This window comes from Nocardia anaemiae NBRC 100462 (assembly GCF_001612725.1).
Classification (GTDB): domain Bacteria; phylum Actinomycetota; class Actinomycetes; order Mycobacteriales; family Mycobacteriaceae; genus Nocardia; species Nocardia anaemiae.
In genome coordinates, this window is record NZ_BDAZ01000003.1 from 102,251 (window position 1) to 124,251 (window position 22,001).

Below are 22,001 nucleotides of genomic sequence, written 5' to 3' on the forward strand. Positions count from 1 at the left end.
GAACACGTGACTACACCACAGAACCTGCCGGTGCTGTTCCTGACCGATCCGATCGTGCTGCCGGGCATGGTCGTGCCCATCGAACTGGACGAATCGGCGCAGGCCGCCATCGACGCCGCGCGCGCCGCGAATACCGACGCGGTACTGCTCGCGCCCCGATTGACCGAGGGCTACGCCTCCTACGGCGTCGTCGCCACCATCGAACAGGTGGGCCGGATGCGCGGTGGCGCACCCGCCGCGGTGCTCAAGGCCGAACGGCGCGCCAAGATCGGTCACGGGGTCACCGGGCCGGGCGCCGCGCTGTGGGTCGAGGCCGAGCCGGTGGAAACCCCCGCCGCCGACGGTCGCACCAAAGAGCTTGCCGCCGAATACAAGAAGCTGGTCGTTTCGGTGCTGCAGCGCCGCGAGGCCTGGCAGATCATCGACGCGGTCAATCAGCTGACCGATCCGTCGACGATCGCCGATACCGCGGGCTACGCGCCGTACCTGACCGCCGACGAGAAGCGTGAACTGCTCGAAACCCCGGATACCGCACAGCGTTTGACCAAGCTGATCGAGTGGACCAAGGCGCATATCGCCGAGGCGGAGATCACCGAGAAGATCAGCGAAGATGTCCGCGAGGGCATGGAGAAGAGCCAACGCGAATTCCTGCTGCGCCAACAGCTCAATGCCATTCGCAAGGAGCTCGGCGAAGACGAGCCCGACGGCGCCGACGACTACCGCACCCGGGTCGAGCAGGCCGATCTGCCCGATGACGTGCGCGCGGAGGCGTTGCGCGAGGTCGGTCGCCTGGAGCGGGCCAGCGATCAGAGCCCGGAATCCGGCTGGATCCGGACCTGGCTGGATACCGTCCTCGACTTGCCATGGACAGTGAAAACCACTGATAGCACCGATGTTTCGGCCGCCCGCGCGGTGCTGGACGCAGATCACCACGGCCTGGACGAGGTGAAGGATCGCATGGTCGAGTACCTGGCCGTGCGCTCGCGCCGGGCCGCGCGCGGACTCGAGGTCGTCGGCGGACGAGGTTCGGGCGCCGTGCTCGCGCTGGTCGGTCCGCCCGGCGTCGGCAAGACCTCGCTGGGTGAGTCGGTGGCGCGGGCCATGGGCCGCAAGTTCGTCAGGGTCGCACTCGGCGGTGTGCGCGACGAGGCGGAGATCCGTGGTCACCGGCGCACCTACGTCGGTGCGCTGCCGGGCCGGATCGTGCGCGCCATCAAGGAGGCGGGATCGATGAATCCCGTTGTGCTGCTGGACGAGATCGATAAGGTCGGCTCGGACTTCCGTGGTGATCCGGCCGCGGCGCTGCTCGAGGTGCTGGATCCGGCCCAGAACCACACGTTCCGGGATCACTACCTGGATCTGGATCTCGATCTGTCCGACGTGCTGTTCATCGCGACCGCGAATGTCATGGAGACCATTCCCGGCCCGCTGCTGGACCGCATGGAAATGATCACCGTCGACGGTTACACCGAGGACGACAAGGTGGCCATCGCCCGTGACTTCCTGGTGCCGCGGCAGCTGGAGCGCAATGCGCTTACTGCCGAAGAGGTTTCGATCACCGAAGCGGCATTGCGTGAGGTCGCGGCCAACTACACCCGGGAAGCCGGTGTGCGGCAGATGGAGCGGTTGATCGCGAAGGCATTGCGCAAGGCCGCGACTCGGCTCTCCGAGGACGGCAATAGTTCGGCCGACAATGTGGTGTCGCTGGGTTACGACGCCGAACTGCGCTACGACTCGCCGGAGTCGTTGACCATCGATCTGGACAACCTGAAGGACTACCTGGGTCGCCCTCGCTTCACCCCGGATTCGGTGGAACGTACCGCCGTTCCCGGTGTGGCAACGGGTTTGGCGGTCACCGGTCTCGGCGGCGATGTCCTCTACATCGAGGCCAATGGCGCCGAGGGCGAGCGTGCGCTCACCCTGACCGGTCAGCTGGGTGATGTCATGAAGGAGTCGGCGCAGATCGCCCTCACCTACGTGCGCTCGCACCTGGCCGAGATCGGGATCGAACCGTCGGTGCTGGATCGCAATATCCACATCCACTTTCCGGCGGGTGCGGTGCCGAAGGATGGACCGTCGGCCGGTGTCACCATGGTCACCGCGCTGGTGTCGCTAGCGCTCGGTCGGCAGGTGCGCGCGGATGTCGGCATGACCGGTGAGGTCACGCTGAACGGCCGGGTGCTGCCGATCGGCGGGGTGAAGCAGAAGCTGATGGCCGCGCAGCGCGCGGGTCTGAAGACGGTGTTCATCCCGGCCCGCAATGAGCCGGATCTGGACGACGTGCCCGCCGAGGTGCTTGCCGCCCTGGATGTGCGTCCGGTCGCCGATGTGGCCGACATCCTGGCCTACGCCATCGAGCCGGTCGCCGAACGCGCACTGGCGGCTCCCGCCTTCGCGGCGAGCGCCTGACGTCCGACTCGAACGGGCCGTACCTGCGGGTACGGCCCGTTTCATATGCATGGTCGCCGTGACCGTGACGCAAGGGTGATGCAAGCCCATGCGCACACGATCGTGGCATGACTTCTACGCAGCGGATTCCCGTTCTCGTTGTCGGCGGCGGACTGGTCGGATTATCGGCCGCGCTATTCCTCGAATATCACGATGTCCCTTATGTTCTCGTCGAAAAGCGGACCAAGGTATCGGCTTTGCCCAAGTCTCGCGGTGTCCATACCAGAACCGTCGAGCTGTTCCGCCAGGTCGGTGTCGAGGAACGGGTCGAGCAGACCGCGAGGACCGCATTGCGGGCGGGCAGCTTCGGTGGCGCGAGGCGGGGTACCAGCCTGATCACGGCCCAGGCGCTTGACCTGAGCCACCTGCGGGCGGCAATGGCGGCGGCCGATCCCAGCCCATCGCAGTTCTGCTTCCTGCCCCAGGTTCTGCTCGAGCCGGTACTCGCGGAGCAGGCGCGCGAACGCGGCGGCGATCTCCGATTCGGGGTCGAACTCATTGATTTCGAAGCCGACGAGTCGGGTGTCACGGCGAGGATGCGTGACGAATCGGGCCGCAGTTCGGTCATCCGGGCCGAGTACCTCATCGCCGCCGATGGTGCGGCCAGCCCGATTCGTCGGGCCTTGGATATCGCGGGCTGGGAGGTGCCGCCGACGCGCCACTACATCAATGTCTTCGCGCGGACGGATCTCACCGGTGTGCTGGGCGGGCGCACCTTCAGCCAGTGCGAGATCGGCAATGACACCGTGCGCGCACTCGTCTTGTCCAAGAACAACACCGACGAATGGTCCTTCCAGCTCGAATACGATCCGACCCGTGAGACGGCCGCGGACTATCCGGACGAGCGCTGTGTCGAGTTGATCAGAGCCGCGATCGGCGTATCCGATATCGATGTCGAGGTGCTGGCTCGAAGCGCTTGGGACACCGGTAGTTTCGTGGCCGACGAGTATCGGCGGGATCGGATCTTCCTCGTCGGTGACGCCGCCCACCGGCACGCGCCATGGGGTGGGTTCGGCGGCAATACCGGTGTCGCCGACGCCCATAACCTGGTCTGGAAACTGGCCGCCGTGCTGTCGGGTACCGGCGGACCCGCATTGCTCGATTCCTATCAGGCCGAACGGTGGTCACGTGCGATCATCGCCGCCGAACAGGCCAATCTGGGTGATGACTTCGAAACCCGCTACGGCATCGAAACTCCTGATAACGCCGATATTTTGGCGCGGCGGCTGGATGTCGGGGCGGTCATGTCGCGCTTCCGGTACTCGTCGAGTGCGGTATTGCGCAAACCCGCACATTGCGTCGAATGGGTTGAGCCGCATGTCGATCGGTTGGCCGGACAGGTCGGCACGCGAGCACCGCACCTGTGGCTCGACGCCGCGCACACCACATCGACCTTGGATCTCTGCGGGCCCGGTTACGCGATACTGATCGCCGGGAATTCGGCTGCCTGGCGCGACGCCGCGGCGGATGCACAGCGCTCGACCGGTATCGAGATCGCCGTACACGGGTTGACCGCCGAGTGGGGTGTCTGCACAGGTCTGCCGGAGGGTGGTGCGCTGCTGGTGCGCCCGGACGGGCATGTGGCAGCGCGCTCCGACGAGGGGCTATATCCGGGGTCGCTGACCGAAACTTTGCGGTCGCTGACGGGCTGGTCGGTGCTTGACACCAAGGCTACTGCTTGATTCAGTACACCCCCGCAGGCTGTGCAAACGACCTCAGTTGCCGTCGGAACCCAGTTCCCGCTCGACGGAACGCGCGTTGCCCTGGGCGACCGCGCACAGCACCGGCTCCGAATTCGCGCTCTCGGCATAGATCTCACAGGAGACGACGGCCTGGCGGCGCGTCGACCCGGTGACGGTGGCCTCGGCCCGCAGTCGGCTACCGGCGGCGGGCCGCAGGTAGGTGATGGTGAAACCACCGGTCAACACATTGGCGCCGAGCACCGTTCCGGCGGCGAAGGTGAGGGCGTTATCGGCCGCATAGGACACCACCCCGCCGTGCACGAAGCCGAATTGCTGGCCAAGTTCGGGACGGATGGGAATGACGAGAGTCGCCGCACCGTCGCCGAATGCGGTGATTTCGGTACCGACCAACTGCGCGAACGGCTGTGCGGCGAGCACCTGCTTCGCGAGGTCCAGGTCGAGGGCGATCATCGGCATGGATGGCTCCGTTCAGTTGTCGGTGGTGCCAAGCGCCTGCCAGGCGGCATCGGCAAGTTCGCGCGCGACATCGATTGGGGCGGTGCGTATTTCACCGCCGAGCCAGTGTCGCGAGTACTCCTGCGCCGGGCCGAGCCACAGTGCGTAGACGAGGTCGAAATCGAGATCGCGCACCGCGCCGTAGCGAGCGTGGGTGCGCCACCAGCGCAGCACATTGCGCAGGAATTCACGATTGCTGTCGCTATCGCGGACACCGTGCGGCCGAGCCGAGGTGAGAACCTTGGCGCGGTACTGATTCTCGGTAACCCACCGCAGATGTTCGATGACACCGGCGGTGACGCCCGCGCGCGCATCGGTACTTTCGCCGACGACCACCCAGAAGTGCTGCTGATAATCGGCGAGCGCATGCGTCCACACCTCGCGATACAGCTCCGCCTTATCCGGAAAGTGGTGGTAGAGCGCGCCGACACTGGCTCCGGCCGCATCGCGGATCTGGGTCAGCGTGGTCTCCAGCGTCCCCCGTTCCGCGAACTGTCGCTCGGCCGCCAGCAGCAACCGATCTCGAATCTTCATGACCAGAATTTAGTTCTGTTTCGTGGGCGGCGCAATGTCGGGCCGATATGGCCGATTTCCGCTGTTTGTCATGGTCATGCGGTAAGACCTATATATGCCCAGGTGGCTGCTGCACGTCGATCTCGACCAGTTCCAGGCGGCGGTGGAATTCCGCCGCCATCCAGAGTTGCGCGACCTGCCGGTCATCGTCGGCGGCAATGGCGATCCCGAGGAACCGCGCAAGGTAGTGACCTGCGCGTCGTATCCGGCCAGGGCATTCGGAGTGCGCGCCGGTATGCCGTTGCGCTCGGCCAAGCGCAAATGTCCCGACGGAATCTTCCTGCCGTTGGATATGGCCACCTATGAGGAGGCGTCCGACGAGGTCATGGCGCTGCTGCGGACGTTCCCGGGCCGCGTCGAGGTGTGGGGGTGGGACGAGGCCTTCCTCGCCGCGGACACCGACGATCCGGAGCAGCTCGCACGCGAAATCCGCAGCGCAATCGCACAATTGGAGCTCACATGCGCCATCGGCATCGGTGACAACAAGCTCACGGCCAAGCTGGCGACCGGCTTCGCCAAATCCGCTGGCAAGTCCTCGGCCGCACCCGCCGATACCGATGGCGCGGCGGCGGGCATCTTCCGGCTCACCGCCGCGAACTGGGTCGAGGTGATGGCGCACCGTCCGACAAACGCGCTGTGGGGCATCGGGAATCGGATCGCCGCACGGATGGCCGAACTCGGCATCGAAACCGTCGCCGACCTGATGGCCGCCGATCGTCAGCGCCTCGCCGCCGAATTCGGTCCGAATACCGGCCCGTATCTCTGGGTGCTCGGCCACGGTAGGGGCGATACCGATGTCAGCACCGAACCGCGAATTCCGGTGGGCCGCAGTAAATCCGAGACTTTCCCGCACGACCTGACCGATGCAGGGGAGATCCGCGCACAGGTGGCGCGACTGGCCACCGAGGTGGGTGAGGAGATGGCGGCCGCGGGTCGGATTCCGCTGCGCGTCTCGGTGACCGTCCGCAGTAACACCTTCTACACCCGCAGCAAACAGGAGAAACTCCCCGAGCCGACCACCGATATCGCGGCAATCGTGGAAACCGCCCTGCGCATCATCGACCGATTCGAACTCGATCGCCCGGTTCGGTTGCTCGGCGTCCGCCTCGAACTCGTCCCGCAATAACCGGGGCCGATGCGAAGATCCACCCCGGCGCCGGTCGACGCTCGTATGCTCGTCGGCATGGAGTTCTGGGCGATGGTGGCACAAGAATCGGACAGCGGGATCGTGCTCACGCGGCGGCAGGTCGACGAGGACTTCCTCGGGCCTGGCGAGGTCACGATCAAGGTGCACTACTCGAGCGCGAACTACAAGGACGGGCTGGCGATCACCGCGGGCGGTGGCGTGGTCCGCAATTATCCGATCATCCCCGGTATCGATATCACCGGTGAGGTCGTCACCTCCGAGGTCGACGATTTCGTGCCCGGTGACCAGGTGGTGGCGCACGGTTACGACATCGGCGTCTCACATCACGGCGGCTTCGCCGAGTACGCGAGGGTGCCCGCCGACTGGGTGGTCAAGCTCGACGGTCTCAGCACCCGTGACGCGGCCGCGCTCGGCACCGCCGGTTTCACCGCCGCACTCAGTGTGCAGGGGCTGCTGGATCACGAACTCACCCCGGAGACCGGCGCGGTGCTGGTCACCGGCGCGACGGGTGGTGTCGGCAGCGTGGCCATCGATATCCTGTCGGGTCTCGGCTTCGAGGTGATCGCCTCCACCGGAAAGACCGATGCCGGTGACCGGCTGGCCGAACTCGGCGCGAACGAGGTGATCGGCCGGTTGCCGGAGGATCCGGATGCGAAACTGCGTCCACTGTCCAAGGCCGCCTGGGCCGGTGCGGTGGACAGCGTGGGCGGCAAATCTCTCGCCTATATCCTCAGCGCGATCGGGTACGGCGGTGCGGTGGCGGTCAGCGGCCTCACCGGTGGCTCGGATCTGCCGACCACCGTCATGCCGTTCATCCTGCGCGGCGTATCGCTGCTCGGCATCGATTCCGCGTACGTCCCGATCGACAAGCGGCGCGCGCTGTGGGCTCGGCTCGCCGATGATCTACGGCCCCAACATCTTTCGACCATCGAGAATTTCGCTCCGATCACCGAGGCCGAGCGGGTCCTGCACGCCATCCAGCACGGCAGCCACTCCGGTCGCACCGTATTCGGCGTCGCCGGGGAATTCTGACGGTAGCCATCGAAGCCCGGATCGAGCCGGGCTTCGATGGGTTTCGGGCTCAGGCCGCGACTTCGACCGGCTCGTCCGCGAACTGTGTGCGGTAAAGCTCCGCATAGCGTCCGTCAGCGGCGAGCAATTGTGGGTGCGTGCCGCGCTCCACGATTCGGCCGTCCTCGAGCACCAGTATCTGGTCGGCGGCCCGGATGGTGGAGAGTCGATGCGCGATGACGAGTGCGGTTCGGCCGTCCAGCGCCTCGGAAAGTGCTTCTTGGACAGCGGCTTCCGAGGTCGAGTCCAGCGAGGCGGTCGCCTCGTCCAAGATCACCACGCGTGGTTGTTTGAGCAGCAGCCGGGCAATGGTCAGTCGCTGGCGTTCACCGCCGGAGAGGCGGTAGCCGCGTTCGCCGACCACGGTGTCCAGGCCGTCCTGCAGTGACGTGACCAGCTCACCCAACCGGGCCCGCTGCAGCGCATCCCACAGCTCGGCCTCGGTCGCCTCCGGTCGGGCCAGCAGCAGATTGGCGCGGATGGTGTCGTGGAACAGGTGGCCGTCCTGGGTGACCAGGCCGACGGTGTCCCGAATGGAGGTCGTGGTCAGGCCGCGCACATCGGTACCGTTGAGCCGCACCGCCCCGCCGTCGACATCGTAGAGCCGGGAAACGAGCTGGGCCACAGTGGATTTCCCGGCCCCCGAGGAACCTACCAGCGCGACGAGCTGACCGGGCTCGGCCCGCAGTGACACATTGTGCAGCACCTCCACCCCGCCGCGGGTATCCAGCGTCGCAACATCCTCGAGCGAGGCGAGCGACACCTTGTCGGCCGACGGGTAGCCGAAGGTGACATTGTCCAATTCCACCGCGACCGGACCTGCGGGCACCGTGACGGCATCCGGTGCGTCCTCGATCAGCGGTTTCAGATCCAGCACCTCGAAGACCCGCTCGAAGCTCACCAGCGCGGACATGATTTCCATCCGAGCGCTGGCCAGTGCGGTGAGTGGCGTGTAAAGACGGGTCAGCAGCAGCGAAAGCGACACCACCGCACCGGCATCCAATTGGCCACGCAGCGCATACCACCCGCCGAGTCCATAGACCAGGGCCAGTGCCAGCGCCGAAACCAGGGTCAGCGAGGTGACGAAAACCGTCTGCAGCATCGCCGTGCGCACTCCGATATCGCGCACCCGCCGCGCCCGCAGCGCGAACTCGTCCGACTCCTGTTGCGGCCGCCCGAACAGCTTCACCAGTGTCGCGCCGGGTGCGGAGAAGCGTTCGGTCATCTGGGTGCTCATCGCCGCATTGAGGCCTGCGGCTTCCCTTTGCAATCCGGCCAGCCGGTTGCCCATCCGCCGCGCCGGAACCACGAAAACCGGCAGCAGCACCAGCGCGAGCAGCGTGATCTGCCAGGAGATCCGGACCATGACGGCGAGGGTGAGCGCGAGGGTGACCAGATTCGTGACAACACCGGAGAGCGTGTCGCTGAACGCGCGCTGCGCCCCGATCACATCGCTGTTCAGGCGGCTGACCAGCGCCCCGGTGCGAGTGCGGGTGAAAAACGCGACCGGCATCTTCTGCACATGATCGAACACGGCCGTGCGCAGATCCAGGATCAGCCCCTCACCGATCCGCGAGGACAGCCAGCGAATGATCACCCCGAGTGCGGCATCGACCACCGCGAGGCCGCCGATCAGGACGGCGAGCGTGACCACGACGCGCGGCGCCGCACCACCGACGATGTCGTTGACCACCCGACCCGCCAGCACCGGCGTCGCCACCGCGAGCAGTGCGGACACCACGCTGAACAGCAAGAACGCACCGATCCGGCGGCGATGCGGCCGCGCGAACCGCAGAATGCGCCGCGCCGTCGCGAGCCGGAACGGCCGCGTCTCCTGCGGGGCGTTCGCCCGCCGATACATCTGGCTCCAGGCCACCGATTCGATACTCACCGTGCTGCTCCCTCTCGCTCCCACCCATCGAACACCTGGCCACCGACACTAAGACCTCAACAAAGGTTGAGCGCAAGCCCATTCCGCCCGAATTCCGCGCACAGCGAAACCACCGCGCCCGCCACAGGGTGCGGATCCGACAAGGGTGTGCGGATCCGAACACGAGTGCCGATTCGGAGCGGAGTACGGATCCAGACAAAGGGTCCGGATGCGGTTCGGGTGGTCCGGTATGTGCGTGCATAGGCTGGTGGGGTGAGCGAGGACCGGATGTCCGATGCGTTGCGTCGCAGGATCGCGGGTGAGGTCGACGCGTCCGCGCGTAGGCGTGCCGAATACTCCTCCGATGCGTCGAATTATCGGGTGCGCCCGGCCGCGGTTGTCTTTCCGCGCGGGGCCGAGGATGTGGCACGCACGCTCGAATTCGCGAGGAGTAATGGGCTGTCGGTCACCGCGCGGGGTGCTGGGACATCGGTGGCGGGAAATGCTGTCGGTCCCGGGATCGTGCTGGACTTCAGCCGGTATATGAATGGCATCGGTGAGTTGGATCCGGAACGGCGCATCGTACGCGTTCAGCCTGGTGTCGTCCTCGCGGAATTGCAGCGCAGCGCCGCCGTGCACGGGCTGCGGTTCGGCCCCGATCCGTCGACGCAGAATCGGTGCACGCTGGGCGGGATGATCGGCAACAATGCGTGCGGACCGCATGCGGTGGCCTGGGGGCGCACCTCGGATAATGTGCGTGAGCTGCGTATTCTCGATGGGACGGCAGCCGAGCGGACGCTCGCGGCCGACCCGTCCGCAATTCCCGGCCTGCCCGAATTCACCAGGGCGAGTCTCGCGGTGATCCGCACCGAACTCGGCCGATTCGATCGACAGGCCTCCGGCTACGGACTGGAACATCTACTGCCGGAACATGGTTCGGCGGTCGCGAAGTCGTTCGTCGGCACCGAGGGGACCTGCGGGTTGCTGCTCGAAGCAACGGTGGATCTGGTCCCGTTGCCGAAGGCCACCGTCCTCACCGTGCTCGGCTATCCCGATATCGCCACGGCCGCGGACGATGTCGCGGCGGTGATGGCCTGCCACCCCATTGCGGTAGAGGGCATCGATGCGCGACTTGTCGATATCGTGCGCGTGCACCGCGGGGCCACCAGCGGTGTGCCGGAACTGCCGCGCGGTAGCGGCTGGCTGTTCGTCGAGTCCGCCGGTGATACTCCCGCCGAGGCGTATGCCACGGCCGAGAAGCTCTGCCGAACCGTCGCTGCGCTGGACTCGCGGATAGTCACCGATCCCGGTGTCGCCGCGGCACTTTGGCGAATCAGGGCGGAGGGCGCCGGGCTGGCCGGTCGCACTCCGGCGGGTCATCCGGCCTGGCCGGGCTGGGAAGACGCGGCCGTCCCGCCGGAGCATCTCGGTGCGTATCTGCGCGATTTCGCGACGTTGACAAAGGACCACGGCGTGGACGGACTGCTCTACGGTCACGTCGGCGACGGCTGCATCCACGTCCGTCTCGATCTGCCGATTGCTGATGCGCCGCAACGCTTTCGGCGCTTCATCCAGGACGCGTCCGAACTGGTGGTCCGCTATGGCGGCTCGCTCTCCGGCGAGCACGGCGACGGCCGGGCCCGTTCGGAATTGCTCTCGATCATGTACTCCCAGGACGCACTCGACGTATTCGCCGGATACAAGGCGCTTTTCGATCCGGACGATGTATTGAACCCAGGCGTCCTGGTCGCTCCGTCCCCCATCGATGCCGATCTGCGACTGGTCGGATTGCGACCTGCCACGGGTCCGTCTGGCTTCGCATTTCCGCACGACAACGGCGATATCGCCACCGCCGTGCATCGTTGCGTCGGCATCGGCAAATGCCGCGCGGACACCCGCGCGGCCGGTGGTTTCATGTGCCCGTCGTATCTGGCCACCGCTGACGAGAAGGACAGCACCCGAGGCCGCGCGCGAGTGCTGCAGGAGGTGGTGCGCGGCGCACTCCCCTGGTCCGCCGCGGCGGTCGCCGAATCACTCGACCTGTGCCTGTCCTGCCGGGCATGTCGCTCCGACTGCCCGGCCGGGGTCGATATCGCGACCTATAAATCCGAGGCGCTGTATCGCCGCTATCGGCATCGCCCGCGTCCCATCGATCACTACGCGCTGGGTTGGCTGCCGCGCTGGCTCGGTATCGCCGGTCGCATGCCGCGAGCGGTGAATGCGCTGGCCGAAATCGGGTGGTTGCGCCGAATCGCCTTGCGTGCGGGCGGAATCGATCCGCGCCGTGCGGTACCGCGGCTCGCCGACAGCAGTTTCCGCAGGATCTGGCATGACCGGGAGGATGCGGGCGCGGCACCCGAGGTGCTGCTGTGGCTCGACACCTTCACCGATGCCTTCGACCCCGAAATAGCCCAGGCCGCAGTGCAACTGATGGAATCCCTCGGCTACCGAGTCCGCATACCGCGACGCCGCGTGTGCTGCGGCCTCACCTGGATCAGCACCGGACAACTCGACGGCGCTCGGGCGCGGCTGCGCGCGACACTGACCGAACTGGATGAGCATGTGCGCGGGGGCGGCATCATCGTCGGCCTCGAGCCGTCCTGCACCGCGGTGCTGCGCGCGGACCTGCCGGAACTGCTATCGGACGATCCGCGTGCGGCCGCAACCGCCGCGGCCGTGCGCACCCTCGCCGAATTCCTTGCCGAACAGCCGAACTGGCGGCCGCCGGCACGAGCGGGAAAGTCGGTGGTCGTCCAACCGCATTGCCATCACCATGCCGTACTCGGCTACGAAGAGGATCGCCAGCTATTAGCCAGCCTGCAGATAAATGTGACCGAGATCACCGGCTGCTGCGGTCTGGCCGGAAACTTCGGAATGCAATCCGGCCATTACGACATTTCGGTCGCCGTCGCCGAGAATGGCTTGCTACCGGCACTGCGAAATGCCGACGACGGTTCGATCTTGATAGCCGACGGGTTCTCGTGTCGAACCCAGGCCATGCAGCTGAGCGGCCGTCGAGGGCTACACCTCGCGCAATTCCTGCTCGGCGAGTGAGACTCAGCTGCCGAACGGCAGCGTGCCGGGCGGAATCTGGTAACCCGAGCTGCCCGCGGAAACCGCACCCCAGGCATTGAGCAACCAGTTGAGCGCGTTGGTGATCATTTTCTACCTCCGATATGGCGACTGCCAGCTGTTTGCCGAACGCATCAATATCGCCACAGTTATTCGTCGCGTTACAAAATCGCGGGGATCTGCGATTATGTCGAATCCCTATGGTAAGGCCAACATTCGGACCGAAATATTTGTGAGCCGGGCAACATTCGAGGCCCGCGCGCCAGCCGCCCACCCAGCGGGGCACAATGAGTCGGTGCGCAATCAGACGGCCGCGCCGGACCTGAGCCGGGCAGGCCTGACCAGGACGGTCATGGCTGAACGGCCGATCGATCTCGCGCCCACCCTCGCGCCTTTGTCCCGCGGCCGCGGCGACCCGTGTCACCTGGTCACCCACGACGGCGCGCACTGGCATGCCTCCCGGATGCCGACCGGCCCGGTCACCTACCGCCTGACCGAGGCCGATCGCCACACCGTCGACGCCCGCGCCTGGGGTCCGGGCGCGGCCGAATTCCTCGACGGACTCGACCACATGCTGTGCCTGGATGAGGACATCTCCGACTTCGCCCCCGAACATCCGAAGATCGTCGACGCGCACCGCCGCTTTCCCGGATTGCGCATGCTGCGCACCGGCCTGGTCTTCGAGGCCTTGGTGCCCGCCGTGCTGGAACAGAAGGTGCACACCGTTTCGGCCCGCGCGTCGTGGCGAAAGTTGGTGCGGCAGTTCGGATCTCCCGCACCCGGACCGGCCCCCACCGGGCTGCTGCTGCCGCCCGACGCCGACACCTGGCGCACGATCCCGTCCTGGACCTGGCACCGCGCCAATGTCGGCCCGCAGCGCGCGCAGACGATCGTGCGCGCGGCCCGGGTGGCCGACGCGCTGGAACGGGCGGCGGCCGAAAGTCCGGCGGAAGCCGCCCGTCGCCTGCGCACGGTTCCCGGTATCGGGGTGTGGACCGCCGCCGAGATCGGGCAGCGCGCCTTCGGTGACGCGGATGCCCTCTCGGTCGGCGACTACCACTTGGCGGCCATCGTCGGCTGGACCCTGCTTGGCGAGCCCATCGACGATGACGCGATGGTCGAATATCTGGAACCGCTACGGCCACACCGCTATCGGGCCGTTCGTCTGCTGGAGATCAGCGGTTACGCGCACAAGCCGAAGTTCGGCCCGCGCACCCCGCTCACCGATCACACCTGGCACTGAGCCGATCCGCCGGACCGCTCGTTTCGGCAGGCCGTATTCCGTCCGCGCGACAGCGTGCCGTCGATGCGCCAGGGACTCCGCTGTCACCCAGCGCAACACCCGGATGCAGTCGGCAAGCGCCCCCGGTATACCCGGCGGCTCGACATGCGGCCTCATAACGGCAGTGCGCGCTCGTCCAGCACGCATTTGCCCGCCTCGACCAACGTGGTCCGCGCCGCACGGCGGACCCGGCACCGGTCGACGGTGCAGTCGATATGCAATTGCATTGCGGCGTGGGCTTGTTCGGTGGTCAGCACACCGGGGTCGTTTCCGCAGGCCAATAGGGATGCGACGGGCATGTGCAGGTTGGTGAGTTGCATCAGGCGACCTCCGCCCGGCGGCGCACCGAGCGGACATGTCGGGTGTATCGGGAGATCGGTCCCTGATCCCACGGGGCCTGTCGGACCGCCATACCCACCGCCTCGAGTACGGTCAAGCCGACCTCGTCCGCGAGATCGCCGACCGCGGCGAACAGCGATGGCACCACCTCGGCAACCTTCAGTGCAGCAACCGCTTGGTCGCAGGTCAGCGTGCGTCCGGGCAAATAGGAAACAACCCAGCTCTGCTGCCCGACACTGCGGGCGCGATGCGGGGTCAAATCGCTGGTCATCAAGGACGACGCTATGACACTTACAGCCATGACTCCTCGTTCCTCCGTGCGATTCCTGATGTGTGCCCGGAGGTTTCACAGGAGGAGGGAAGGGCGCCTGTTCCGCTCTGGGCACACTCTCAGCACACCATCGCGGCAGGTCGCGAACAGCGTCCTTCGTGGATATCCAAAGATTTGAGGCGAATTCCCAGCACAAAACCCAGCAGGGAAGGGAGGATTCTCCATAGTGGACGAAAGAGCCCTCTGCCCAAGCGAAGTGACGGGGAACCGAGCTTGTGGGTCGCCCGGAGCAAACCCTTGGGTGAGCATCCGAGCTCGCGACGTGAGCACGGGCCCGGAGGCGGGAGCCTGCGTAACCACGTGGGGACCCGGGAGCATCACAGTTGAATACAGAACGGAGCGTGCTGTGTCAGCGAATTCGACAAGAGCGTCGGAAGCCCCGGACCGGCTATCCCCAGAGAATGCCGCCTCCACTCTACCCAGACGCCAGCTCGGCAGATACCTCAGGGACTGGCGCACCCAGTCGGGCCTCACTATCGCGGAGGCGTCCAGGCTGATGGAATGGGGCGCAAGCACGTTGCAGCGCTTGGAAAAAGGCCAGTCCGACCGGATTCGAACCATCGATATCCAAGAACTGTGTCGCATCTACGGCATACCGGACGAACTGTCCGACGGTCTGAAGGGTCTCGCACAGCAAGCCGCCGTCAAGAGCTGGTGGCATGCCTACGGCGATCTCATCCCCGAAAACTTCGACATCTATGTCGGTTTGGAGGCATCGGCGCAAAAACTCACCTCCTACCAGTCCGAAATCGTACTCGGCCTACTTCAGATCGCCGACTACGCCAGAGCGCTCAATCGTCTCGGCTATCCGGATGATTCGGACGCCGAGATCGAACGCCGGGTCCAATTGCGTATGCAGCGCCAGGCTTTGATCACCCGCAAGGTCGCACCGGCTACCGTGAACGTGATTTTGCACGAGTCGGTTTTGCGCCGGGTGGTCGGTGGCGCCAAAGTGATGGCGGCGCAGCTACGTCATCTCGCCGATATCAGTACCCAACCCAATATCTCGCTGCGTATCCTGCCGTTCGCGGCCGGTGTTCCGCTCGGAGTATCCACCGGACCGTTCACGGTTCTCGAATTCGGTGTCGATAGCAAGGGCCAGCCGATCGAGCCGCCGGTGGTGTACGCGGAGGGTTTCACGGGGGATCTCTACCTCGAAAGACATGCTGATGTACGGCGGTACGATCGTGCGCACGAGTGCCTCCAGCGCTGCGCGCTGGATATTCAACCCAGTAGACATCTGCTCCGGCAGATAGCGAAGGAGTATGTGGCATGAGTATGGATTTGGTTGGCAAGCAATGGTTCAAGAGCACCCGTAGCGGTGCGGGTAAGGACTGCGTCGAGGTCGCCTTTCTCGCGGGCGGCCGGGTAGGCGTACGCGACAGCAAAAATCCCGGTGGACCTGCCCTCGTCTTCGGCACGGGCGCATGGGACGCTTTCACCACAGGTGTTACGGACGGCGAGTTCTGAGGAGTTGCGGGCGTGAGCATCAACGAGGGCGCGAAAGTAGATCTGAGCGGTGCGGTCTGGCGTAAGGCCGGTGAGGGCGCGCGTAAGGACAGCGTCGAGGTGGCGCTATTGGATGCCGGGCACGTCGCGCTGCGCGACGGTAAGAATCCGGATGGGCCGGTCCTGGTCTTCACGCCTGGTGAGTGGTCCGCCTTCACGGCGGGTGTGCACGATGGTGAGTTCGACCGGCCCAAGTCATAGGGCGATCGACCCGGCGGTGTAGTGCCCGCCGGGTCCGGTCCGAGGCAGACTGGGCCTCGCCCGTAATGAACGGATGTGCTCGCCGAAGATCACGAAACAGCGCAGATTCGACAACGAAATCGCGTTTGCCGGGTGGCATTACGGGTAGCCCACTTCTTGTGGACCGTGGGCTCAAGAGTTCCCATCCCCGGTACAGGAAATTGCGGCCGGGCGATTGGGTGGAATGGCTGATCGTGGCACTGCTTTTCGCGGTGTCCGCGGTCGGTGTATTCGTCCTGACCGGCTCGTTCCTCTCGGCACTTTTCGTCGGGGTGCTCGTGTGGGTCGTCGCCGTGGGTGTTGTCGCGTTGTTATAAGGGTGCGCCGACCGGCCGGGTATTCCTACCCCGGCCGGTGGTCCAGTATCGGTTGATCAGCGCCGGAAGAGCTTATTGCCCAACCAGACCAGCGGATCGTATTTCTTGTCCGCCACCCGTTCCTTCATCGGAATCAGGGCATTATCGGTGATCTTGATGTGCTCCGGGCAGACCTCGGTGCAGCATTTGGTGATGTTGCAGAGTCCGAGCCCCTGCTCTTCCTGAGCCAGATCGCGACGGTCGGCCACATCGAGCGGATGCATCTCCAATTCGGCGATCCGCATGAGGAAGCGCGGACCGGCGAACGACTCCTTGTTCTCCTCGTGGTCGCGGACCACGTGGCAGGTGTTCTGACACAGGAAACATTCGATGCACTTGCGGAACTCCTGGGAGCGCTCCACGTCGACCTGCTGCATCCGATAGTCGCCCGGCTTCAGATCCACCGGCGGCGTGAAAGACGGTATCTCCCTTGCCTTCTGATAGTTGAACGACACATCGGTCACCAGATCGCGGATCACCGGGAAGGTACGCATCGGCGTGACGGTGATCAGCTCGTCGGGCTGGAAGGTCGACATCCGGGTCATGCACAGCAGCCGCGGCCGCCCGTTCACCTCCGCCGAACACGAACCGCATTTACCCGCTTTACAATTCCACCGCACCGCGAGATCCGGGGCCTGGGTGGCCTGCAGCCGGTGGATGATGTCGAGCACCACCTCGCCCTCGTTCACCTCGACGGTGAAGTCGTGCAATTCCCCGCCGTCGATATCACCGCGCCACACGCGGAATTTGGCGTCGTAACCCATTCTTACGCCTCGCCTTCCGTGGCCGAAACCGAACCTGCCGGATGGGAGGCGAGTTCGGCTGGGTTGTAATACTTTTCGAGCTCACCCAGATCGAAGAGCGCGAGCAGGTCGGCCCGCATCGGGATCTGGTCCTCCGGGGTTACCCGCACGCCGGGCACCGGTCCGTCCGCATCGGCGGGATCGATCGCGCACACCAGCAACTTGTTGCGCCACTCCGGATCCATTGCCGGGAAATCGTCGCGGGTATGTCCGCCGCGACTCTCGGTGCGCAGCAGTGCGGCCTGCGCGACACATTCGCTGATCAGCAGCATATTGCGCAGGTCGAGGGCCAGATGCCAGCCCGGGTTGAACTGCCGGTGGCCCTCCACCGTGACGTTGTCGAATCGGGTCCGCAGTTCGGCGAGGCGATCGATGGCCTCCTGCAACTCGTGTTCCTTGCGGATGATGCCGACCAGATCGTTCATCGCCTGCTGCAGATCGGTGTGCAGGGTGTAGGGGTTCTCCCCCGTTCCTTCGGCGGGCGGATCGAACGGCGCCACAGCGGCTTTCGCGGCCGCGTCGATATCGGCATCGGCCACCGCGGGGCGCGCGGACAGCTGTTCGACGTAGGTCGCGGCGCCGAGTCCGGCCCGCCGACCGAACACCAGCAGATCGGACAGCGAATTGCCGCCGAGCCGGTTGGAGCCGTGCATACCGCCGGAACACTCACCCGCGGCGAACAAGCCGGGCACGGTCGCCGCGCCCGTATCCGGATCGACCTCGATGCCGCCCATCACGTAGTGGCACGTCGGGCCGACCTCCATCGGCTCCTTCGTAATATCCACGTCCGCAAGCTCTTTGAACTGATGGTGCATCGAGGGCAGCCGCCGCCGGATCTCCTCGGCGGGCAGGCGCGAGGCGATGTCCAGGTACACGCCACCGTGTTCGGTGCCGCGTCCCGCCTTCACCTCCGAGTTGATGGCGCGGGCCACTTCGTCGCGCGGCAGCAGATCCGGTGTGCGGCGGGCCGAGTCGTTATCGCGCAACCACTGGTCGGCCTCTTCCTCGGTTTCGGCGTACTGCCCCTTGAAGACCGGCGGAATGTACTCGAACATGAACCGCTTGCCATCGGTGTTCTTGAGCACCCCACCGTCACCGCGCACGCCCTCGGTGACCAGGATGCCCTTCACACTGGGCGGCCAGACCATGCCGGTCGGATGGAACTGCAGGAATTCCATATTGATCAGCGTCGCACCGGCCCGCAGTGCGAGCGCGTGGCCGTCACCGGTGTACTCCCACGAGTTCGAGGTGACCTTGTAGGACTTGCCGATTCCACCGGTCGCGACCACCACGGCGGGCGCCTCGAACAGCACGAACCGGCCGGATTCGCGCCAGTATCCGAACGCACCGGCGATCCGGTCGCCGTCCTTGAGCAATTCGGTGATGGTGCATTCGGCGAAAACCTTGATGCGCGACTCATAGTCGCCGGTCTCCGCGAAGTCCTCTTGCTGCAGCGACACGATCTTCTGCTGCATGGTCCGGATGATCTCGAGTCCGGTCCGGTCGCCGACGTGCGCCAGTCGCGGGTAGGTGTGGCCACCGAAGTTGCGCTGGCTGATCCGGCCGTCGGCGGTCCGATCGAACAGCGCGCCATAGGTTTCCAGTTCCCACACCCGGTCGGGCGCCTCCTGGGCATGCAATTCGGCCATGCGCCAGTTGTTGAGGAACTTGCCACCGCGCATGGTGTCCTTGAAATGGGTTTGCCAGCTGTCCTTTTCATTGGCATTACCCATCGAGGCGGCGCATCCGCCCTCGGCCATCACGGTGTGCGCCTTGCCGAACAACGACTTGCACACCACCGCGACGGAAAGACCGTGTTCGCGTGCTTCGATCACCGCGCGCAGTCCGGCGCCCCCGGCACCGATGACGACGACGTCGTACTTGTGCCGTTCCACTTCTGGCATGGCCGCGAAACTCCTGGTTTGTGAGGGCGGTTAGTTGATGAACCGCAGATCCGAAATCGTGTCGCTGGCAACCAACATCACGTAGAAGTCGGTCAGCACGAGCGTGCCGAGGGTGGTCCAGGCCAGCGCCATATGGCGGGTGTTGAGTTTGGAGACCTGGGTCCAGAACCAGTACCGCACCGGGTGGGCGGAGAAGTGCTTGAGCTTGCCGCCCATGATGTGTCGGCAGGAATGGCACGACAGCGTGTAGGCCCACAGCAGCAGCACGTTGCCGAGCAGGACGATATTGCCGAGACCGAAGCCGAAGCCGCCGGTCTTCCCGTGGAACGCGTTGATCGCGTCATAGGTGTTGACCAGCGAGACCAGCACGGCCACATAGAAGAAGTAGCGGTGCACGTTCTGGATGATCAGCGGCAGTTTGGTCTCGCCGGTGTACTTCGCGTGCGGTTCGGCGACCGCGCACGCGGGCGGGGAGAACCACACCGCGCGGTAGTAGGCCTTGCGGTAGTAGTAGCAGGTGAGCCGGAACCCGAGCAGGAACGGCAGCACCAGGAAGCCCAGCGGCAGGATCGCCGGGATGTGGCCGAACCACGCGCCGAAATGGCTGGAACCCTCGACGCAGTCGCTGCTCACGCATGGTGAGTAGAACGGCGTCAGGTAGTGGTACTCCGGAACCCAATATGCCGTTCGCACATACGATCTGATCGTCGCGTAGATGACGAACGCGGCTAGTCCGACGGCGGTCACCAGCGGTGGGACCCACCACCGGTCGGTGCGCAGTGTGCGCGCGGAAATGGCGGCCCTGGTCTTGCTGAAGACGCCGGTTCCCGTTTCCGGGGCGGCGGTCGGTGCGGCACTCACAGGTGGATGCCTCGCTGATCTGCAGTGCGGATGGTCCGCGTGACCTCCGCAATCGAATGTGATGCTGAGCACCATACGACACCCCTGCTATCGCTCAACGGGGTCCCGGCAAAGCCAACCCGCCTAGGGGGCCGTGATTTCCACCACATTCGATTCAGGTTTGGCCGCCACACAAGGTGGTCGATTCCGACCTTTGCGCAGGTCAGGTTGAAAGTGCGCTCGAGGCACCAACTGATTTCGCAAGGACATGGACAACTCGTCGGGCACGCCCAGGCATCACCACGTGCTCGACCGCCGACCCGGGCGCGAACTCCCCACGCACTGACGATCGGTAAAAGGCGCGGGGAGGCGGAGGAGCGCCGGGGCGGCGAACCGGATTACTTGGTGCGCGGGCGGGAGTGGAAGCCGAGGCCCTCGTCCTGTGCGCCCATCCACGCGGCTTCGTCGGATTTGCTGTCCGGTACGTAGATGACTTCCTGCGGACGGCGCGCGATCTCCTGCGGCGGCGACTGCTCGAGTTCGTCGGCATCGATGACGAGCCGCTCGAGGTCGTTTTCCAGTCGTCGCACCGAATTGGCGTCGCCGTAGTGGGAGCGCAGTGCGCCGATGGATTGCCGGAGCTGGCCGACCGCGTAGCGCAGTTCCGCAATGTCGCTGCGTGTCATCGATACCTCCTGTATTCCTTGGCGGACAGACGAACTCGATGGGTGTCGGTTGGTTCCATGTTCTGCCTGGGAACGCGCCCTACCGAGTCGTGTGACTCACCACACAACGTGATCTTTAACACAGTACGTGAGGAATGCGATTTTGGCTCGTCGTGGCCCCAATTCCAGTGGTTCGCCCGAAGCTGCCGGAGGTTGACCGCTTGGCCGTTGTGAGTTCCGACGAACGTCCGGTCAACTGGCGGTGGCGTACCCGGGGCCGCGGCCGTCCATGGCGGCCATGACCCGGTCGACCAGGGCGACGATGGACACCGCCACCTCCTCGGCCCGCTCCAGATGCACGCTGTGCCCCGCGCCCTCGAGCCGGACCAGCTCCGAGCTCGCAAGTTGCGAGGCGAGTACCACCGAATGCGCGAACGGCACCACGATGTCGGCCGAACCGGCCAGCACCAGCGCTGGAATGCTGCCGAGCTGGTGCAGCGACGCGGTTTCGTCGAAGGCCATCATCGAGGTCAGGAAGCTCGACATGGTGAGCAGCGGGGTGTCGTTCATCATCGCCGCGGCCACCGCGACCATGCGCGGATTGGTCCGCTTGCTGCCCATATTCGCCTCGCGGGTGATCGGCTCCAAGATCCGGCGCGAGAGCCGCTTGGAGGCCTGCATGAACCGGGGTGCCCGCAACACCGCGAACTGCAACGAGTTCACCGCACGCCGATTCAGGAAACGGCCGAGCCCGACCTCGGTGATGCCATTGGCCGCACCGGCGATCAGGCAGAGTCCGACCACCCGGGTGCCGATGGTCGCCGGGAACAGTCGGGAGTAGGCAAGGGTGACCATCGCGCCCATGGAATGTCCGATGAGGACGATCGGGCCGGTCGGCGCCACGGAGCGCAGGACGGCATCGAGGTCGTGGCCGAGTTGATCGATGGTGTAGGTCGATGGGTGGGCCACGCCCGATTCGCCATGCCCGCGGTGGTCGTAGAAGACCATCCGCACATTCGTCGTCCAGTGACGCTGCAGTTGATCGCGCAGGAATGACCAGGACTCGGTGCGCAGGCAGTGACCGTGCGCGAAGACGACGGTCAGTTCGGCATCGTCGGCGCCGAAGGTACGGACCGCGATCGGGGTGCCGTCGTCGGCCGATACCGTGATCCGGTGGCCGTCGTAGTCGGCGGCTCGGCGGGCAGTCGTCGTGGACATGACGATTCTCCTGTGTCTGGTAGGACACCCGGTTCGGAGCGTTCTTGCCCGGTTGTCGGGCGGAATTCCCGCCCCGTTAGCTCGCCATACCGTCCGTTATGTACGCGTTGTCCAACTGACGCCGCTGATCGACCT

Annotated in this window: 20 protein-coding genes; 10 read left to right on the forward strand and 10 right to left on the reverse strand. The window is 65.5% G+C overall.

Annotated features, from left to right (window positions below; all coding sequences use genetic code 11):
• The first annotated feature begins 6 nt into the window (after nucleotides 1-6).
• The gene (gene lon, locus NA5_RS02910; protein WP_281201689.1) at nucleotides 7-2,409 is read left to right on the forward strand and encodes an endopeptidase La; all 2,403 of its coding nucleotides are present in this window, start codon (nucleotides 7-9) and stop codon (nucleotides 2,407-2,409) included.
• 107 nt (nucleotides 2,410-2,516) lie between these two features.
• A complete protein-coding gene (locus NA5_RS02915; RefSeq protein WP_062981594.1) occupies nucleotides 2,517-4,130 on the forward strand; it encodes an FAD-dependent monooxygenase in 1,614 nt (537 codons plus the stop codon).
• Nucleotides 4,131-4,163: 33 nt separating this feature from the next.
• Here the strand turns inward: NA5_RS02915 and NA5_RS02920 are convergent, their stop codons facing one another.
• Nucleotides 4,164-4,607, reverse strand: a complete 444-nt coding sequence (locus tag NA5_RS02920; RefSeq protein WP_062981596.1) for a PaaI family thioesterase — start codon at nucleotides 4,605-4,607, stop codon at nucleotides 4,164-4,166.
• A 12-nt stretch (nucleotides 4,608-4,619) separates the two neighbouring features.
• Nucleotides 4,620-5,180, reverse strand: a complete 561-nt coding sequence (locus NA5_RS02925; protein WP_062981598.1) for a TetR/AcrR family transcriptional regulator — start codon at nucleotides 5,178-5,180, stop codon at nucleotides 4,620-4,622.
• A gap of 94 nt (nucleotides 5,181-5,274) precedes the next feature.
• Between NA5_RS02925 and NA5_RS02930 the strand changes: the two genes are divergently transcribed.
• Together NA5_RS02930 and NA5_RS02935 are read left to right on the forward strand one after the other, a co-directional pair.
• On the forward strand, nucleotides 5,275-6,345 hold the full coding sequence (locus NA5_RS02930) for a DNA polymerase IV (RefSeq protein WP_062981600.1): 1,071 nt from the start codon (nucleotides 5,275-5,277) through the stop codon (nucleotides 6,343-6,345).
• Between the two features lie 57 nt (nucleotides 6,346-6,402).
• Nucleotides 6,403-7,398, forward strand: coding sequence for an oxidoreductase (locus NA5_RS02935; protein ID WP_174555189.1), 996 nt, complete (start codon nucleotides 6,403-6,405; stop codon nucleotides 7,396-7,398).
• 49 nt (nucleotides 7,399-7,447) lie between these two features.
• Here NA5_RS02935 and NA5_RS02940 read toward each other — a convergent pair whose 3' ends face one another.
• A complete protein-coding gene (locus NA5_RS02940) occupies nucleotides 7,448-9,328 on the reverse strand; it encodes an ABC transporter ATP-binding protein (protein ID WP_062981604.1) in 1,881 nt (626 codons plus the stop codon).
• 267 nt (nucleotides 9,329-9,595) lie between these two features.
• Here NA5_RS02940 and NA5_RS02945 point away from each other — a divergent pair, with 267 nt between their 5' ends.
• Together NA5_RS02945 and NA5_RS02950 are read left to right on the forward strand one after the other, a co-directional pair.
• Entirely contained in the window at nucleotides 9,596-12,361 is a 2,766-nt protein-coding gene (locus tag NA5_RS02945) for an FAD-binding and (Fe-S)-binding domain-containing protein (RefSeq protein WP_062981747.1), read from the forward strand.
• 370 nt (nucleotides 12,362-12,731) lie between these two features.
• Nucleotides 12,732-13,622 carry a DNA-3-methyladenine glycosylase family protein gene (locus NA5_RS02950; RefSeq protein ID WP_174555192.1) on the forward strand — a complete coding sequence of 297 codons (891 nt, stop codon included), beginning with the start codon at nucleotides 12,732-12,734 and terminating at the stop codon, nucleotides 13,620-13,622.
• A 152-nt stretch (nucleotides 13,623-13,774) separates the two neighbouring features.
• On the opposite strand, the gene NA5_RS02955 is transcribed toward NA5_RS02950, so the two are convergent.
• Both NA5_RS02955 and NA5_RS02960 read right to left on the reverse strand, forming a co-directional pair.
• Complete coding sequence (locus NA5_RS02955) at nucleotides 13,775-13,981, reverse strand: hypothetical protein (RefSeq protein ID WP_040697671.1); 207 nt, start codon at nucleotides 13,979-13,981, stop codon at nucleotides 13,775-13,777.
• On the reverse strand, nucleotides 13,981-14,271 hold the full coding sequence (locus NA5_RS02960) for a hypothetical protein (RefSeq protein ID WP_307188858.1): 291 nt from the start codon (nucleotides 14,269-14,271) through the stop codon (nucleotides 13,981-13,983). Before NA5_RS02960 ends, NA5_RS02955 begins: the two co-directional genes overlap by 1 nt.
• Nucleotides 14,272-14,677: 406 nt before the next feature.
• Between NA5_RS02960 and NA5_RS02965 the strand changes: the two genes are divergently transcribed.
• The 4 genes from NA5_RS02965 (at nucleotide 14,678) to NA5_RS02980 (ending at nucleotide 16,397) form a co-directional block, all read left to right on the forward strand.
• Nucleotides 14,678-15,607 carry a helix-turn-helix domain-containing protein gene (locus NA5_RS02965; protein WP_062981606.1) on the forward strand — a complete coding sequence of 310 codons (930 nt, stop codon included), beginning with the start codon at nucleotides 14,678-14,680 and terminating at the stop codon, nucleotides 15,605-15,607.
• Entirely contained in the window at nucleotides 15,604-15,801 is a 198-nt protein-coding gene (locus NA5_RS02970) for a DUF397 domain-containing protein (RefSeq protein WP_062981608.1), read from the forward strand. Before NA5_RS02965 ends, NA5_RS02970 begins: the two co-directional genes overlap by 4 nt.
• 12 nt (nucleotides 15,802-15,813) lie before the next feature.
• Nucleotides 15,814-16,041, forward strand: a complete 228-nt coding sequence (locus NA5_RS02975; protein ID WP_062981610.1) for a DUF397 domain-containing protein — start codon at nucleotides 15,814-15,816, stop codon at nucleotides 16,039-16,041.
• Between the two features lie 218 nt (nucleotides 16,042-16,259).
• Nucleotides 16,260-16,397, forward strand: coding sequence for a hypothetical protein (locus tag NA5_RS02980; protein ID WP_245672059.1), 138 nt, complete (start codon nucleotides 16,260-16,262; stop codon nucleotides 16,395-16,397).
• A gap of 56 nt (nucleotides 16,398-16,453) precedes the next feature.
• Here NA5_RS02980 and NA5_RS02985 read toward each other — a convergent pair whose 3' ends face one another.
• The 5 genes from NA5_RS02985 to NA5_RS03005 form a co-directional block, all read right to left on the reverse strand.
• The gene (locus NA5_RS02985) at nucleotides 16,454-17,200 is read right to left on the reverse strand and encodes a succinate dehydrogenase/fumarate reductase iron-sulfur subunit (protein WP_062981614.1); all 747 of its coding nucleotides are present in this window, start codon (nucleotides 17,198-17,200) and stop codon (nucleotides 16,454-16,456) included.
• Between the two features lie 2 nt (nucleotides 17,201-17,202).
• Nucleotides 17,203-19,143 (reverse strand): fumarate reductase/succinate dehydrogenase flavoprotein subunit, encoded by a 1,941-nt coding sequence (locus tag NA5_RS02990; RefSeq protein ID WP_062981616.1) that lies wholly within the window; start codon nucleotides 19,141-19,143, stop codon nucleotides 17,203-17,205.
• 30 nt (nucleotides 19,144-19,173) lie between these two features.
• Complete coding sequence (gene sdhC, locus NA5_RS02995) at nucleotides 19,174-20,004, reverse strand: succinate dehydrogenase subunit SdhC (protein WP_062981618.1); 831 nt, start codon at nucleotides 20,002-20,004, stop codon at nucleotides 19,174-19,176.
• A gap of 377 nt (nucleotides 20,005-20,381) precedes the next feature.
• Nucleotides 20,382-20,669 carry an Rv0250c family protein gene (locus NA5_RS03000; protein WP_062981620.1) on the reverse strand — a complete coding sequence of 96 codons (288 nt, stop codon included), beginning with the start codon at nucleotides 20,667-20,669 and terminating at the stop codon, nucleotides 20,382-20,384.
• 231 nt (nucleotides 20,670-20,900) lie between these two features.
• The gene (locus NA5_RS03005) at nucleotides 20,901-21,866 is read right to left on the reverse strand and encodes an alpha/beta fold hydrolase (protein WP_062981623.1); all 966 of its coding nucleotides are present in this window, start codon (nucleotides 21,864-21,866) and stop codon (nucleotides 20,901-20,903) included.
• Nucleotides 21,867-22,001 lie beyond the last annotated feature (135 nt).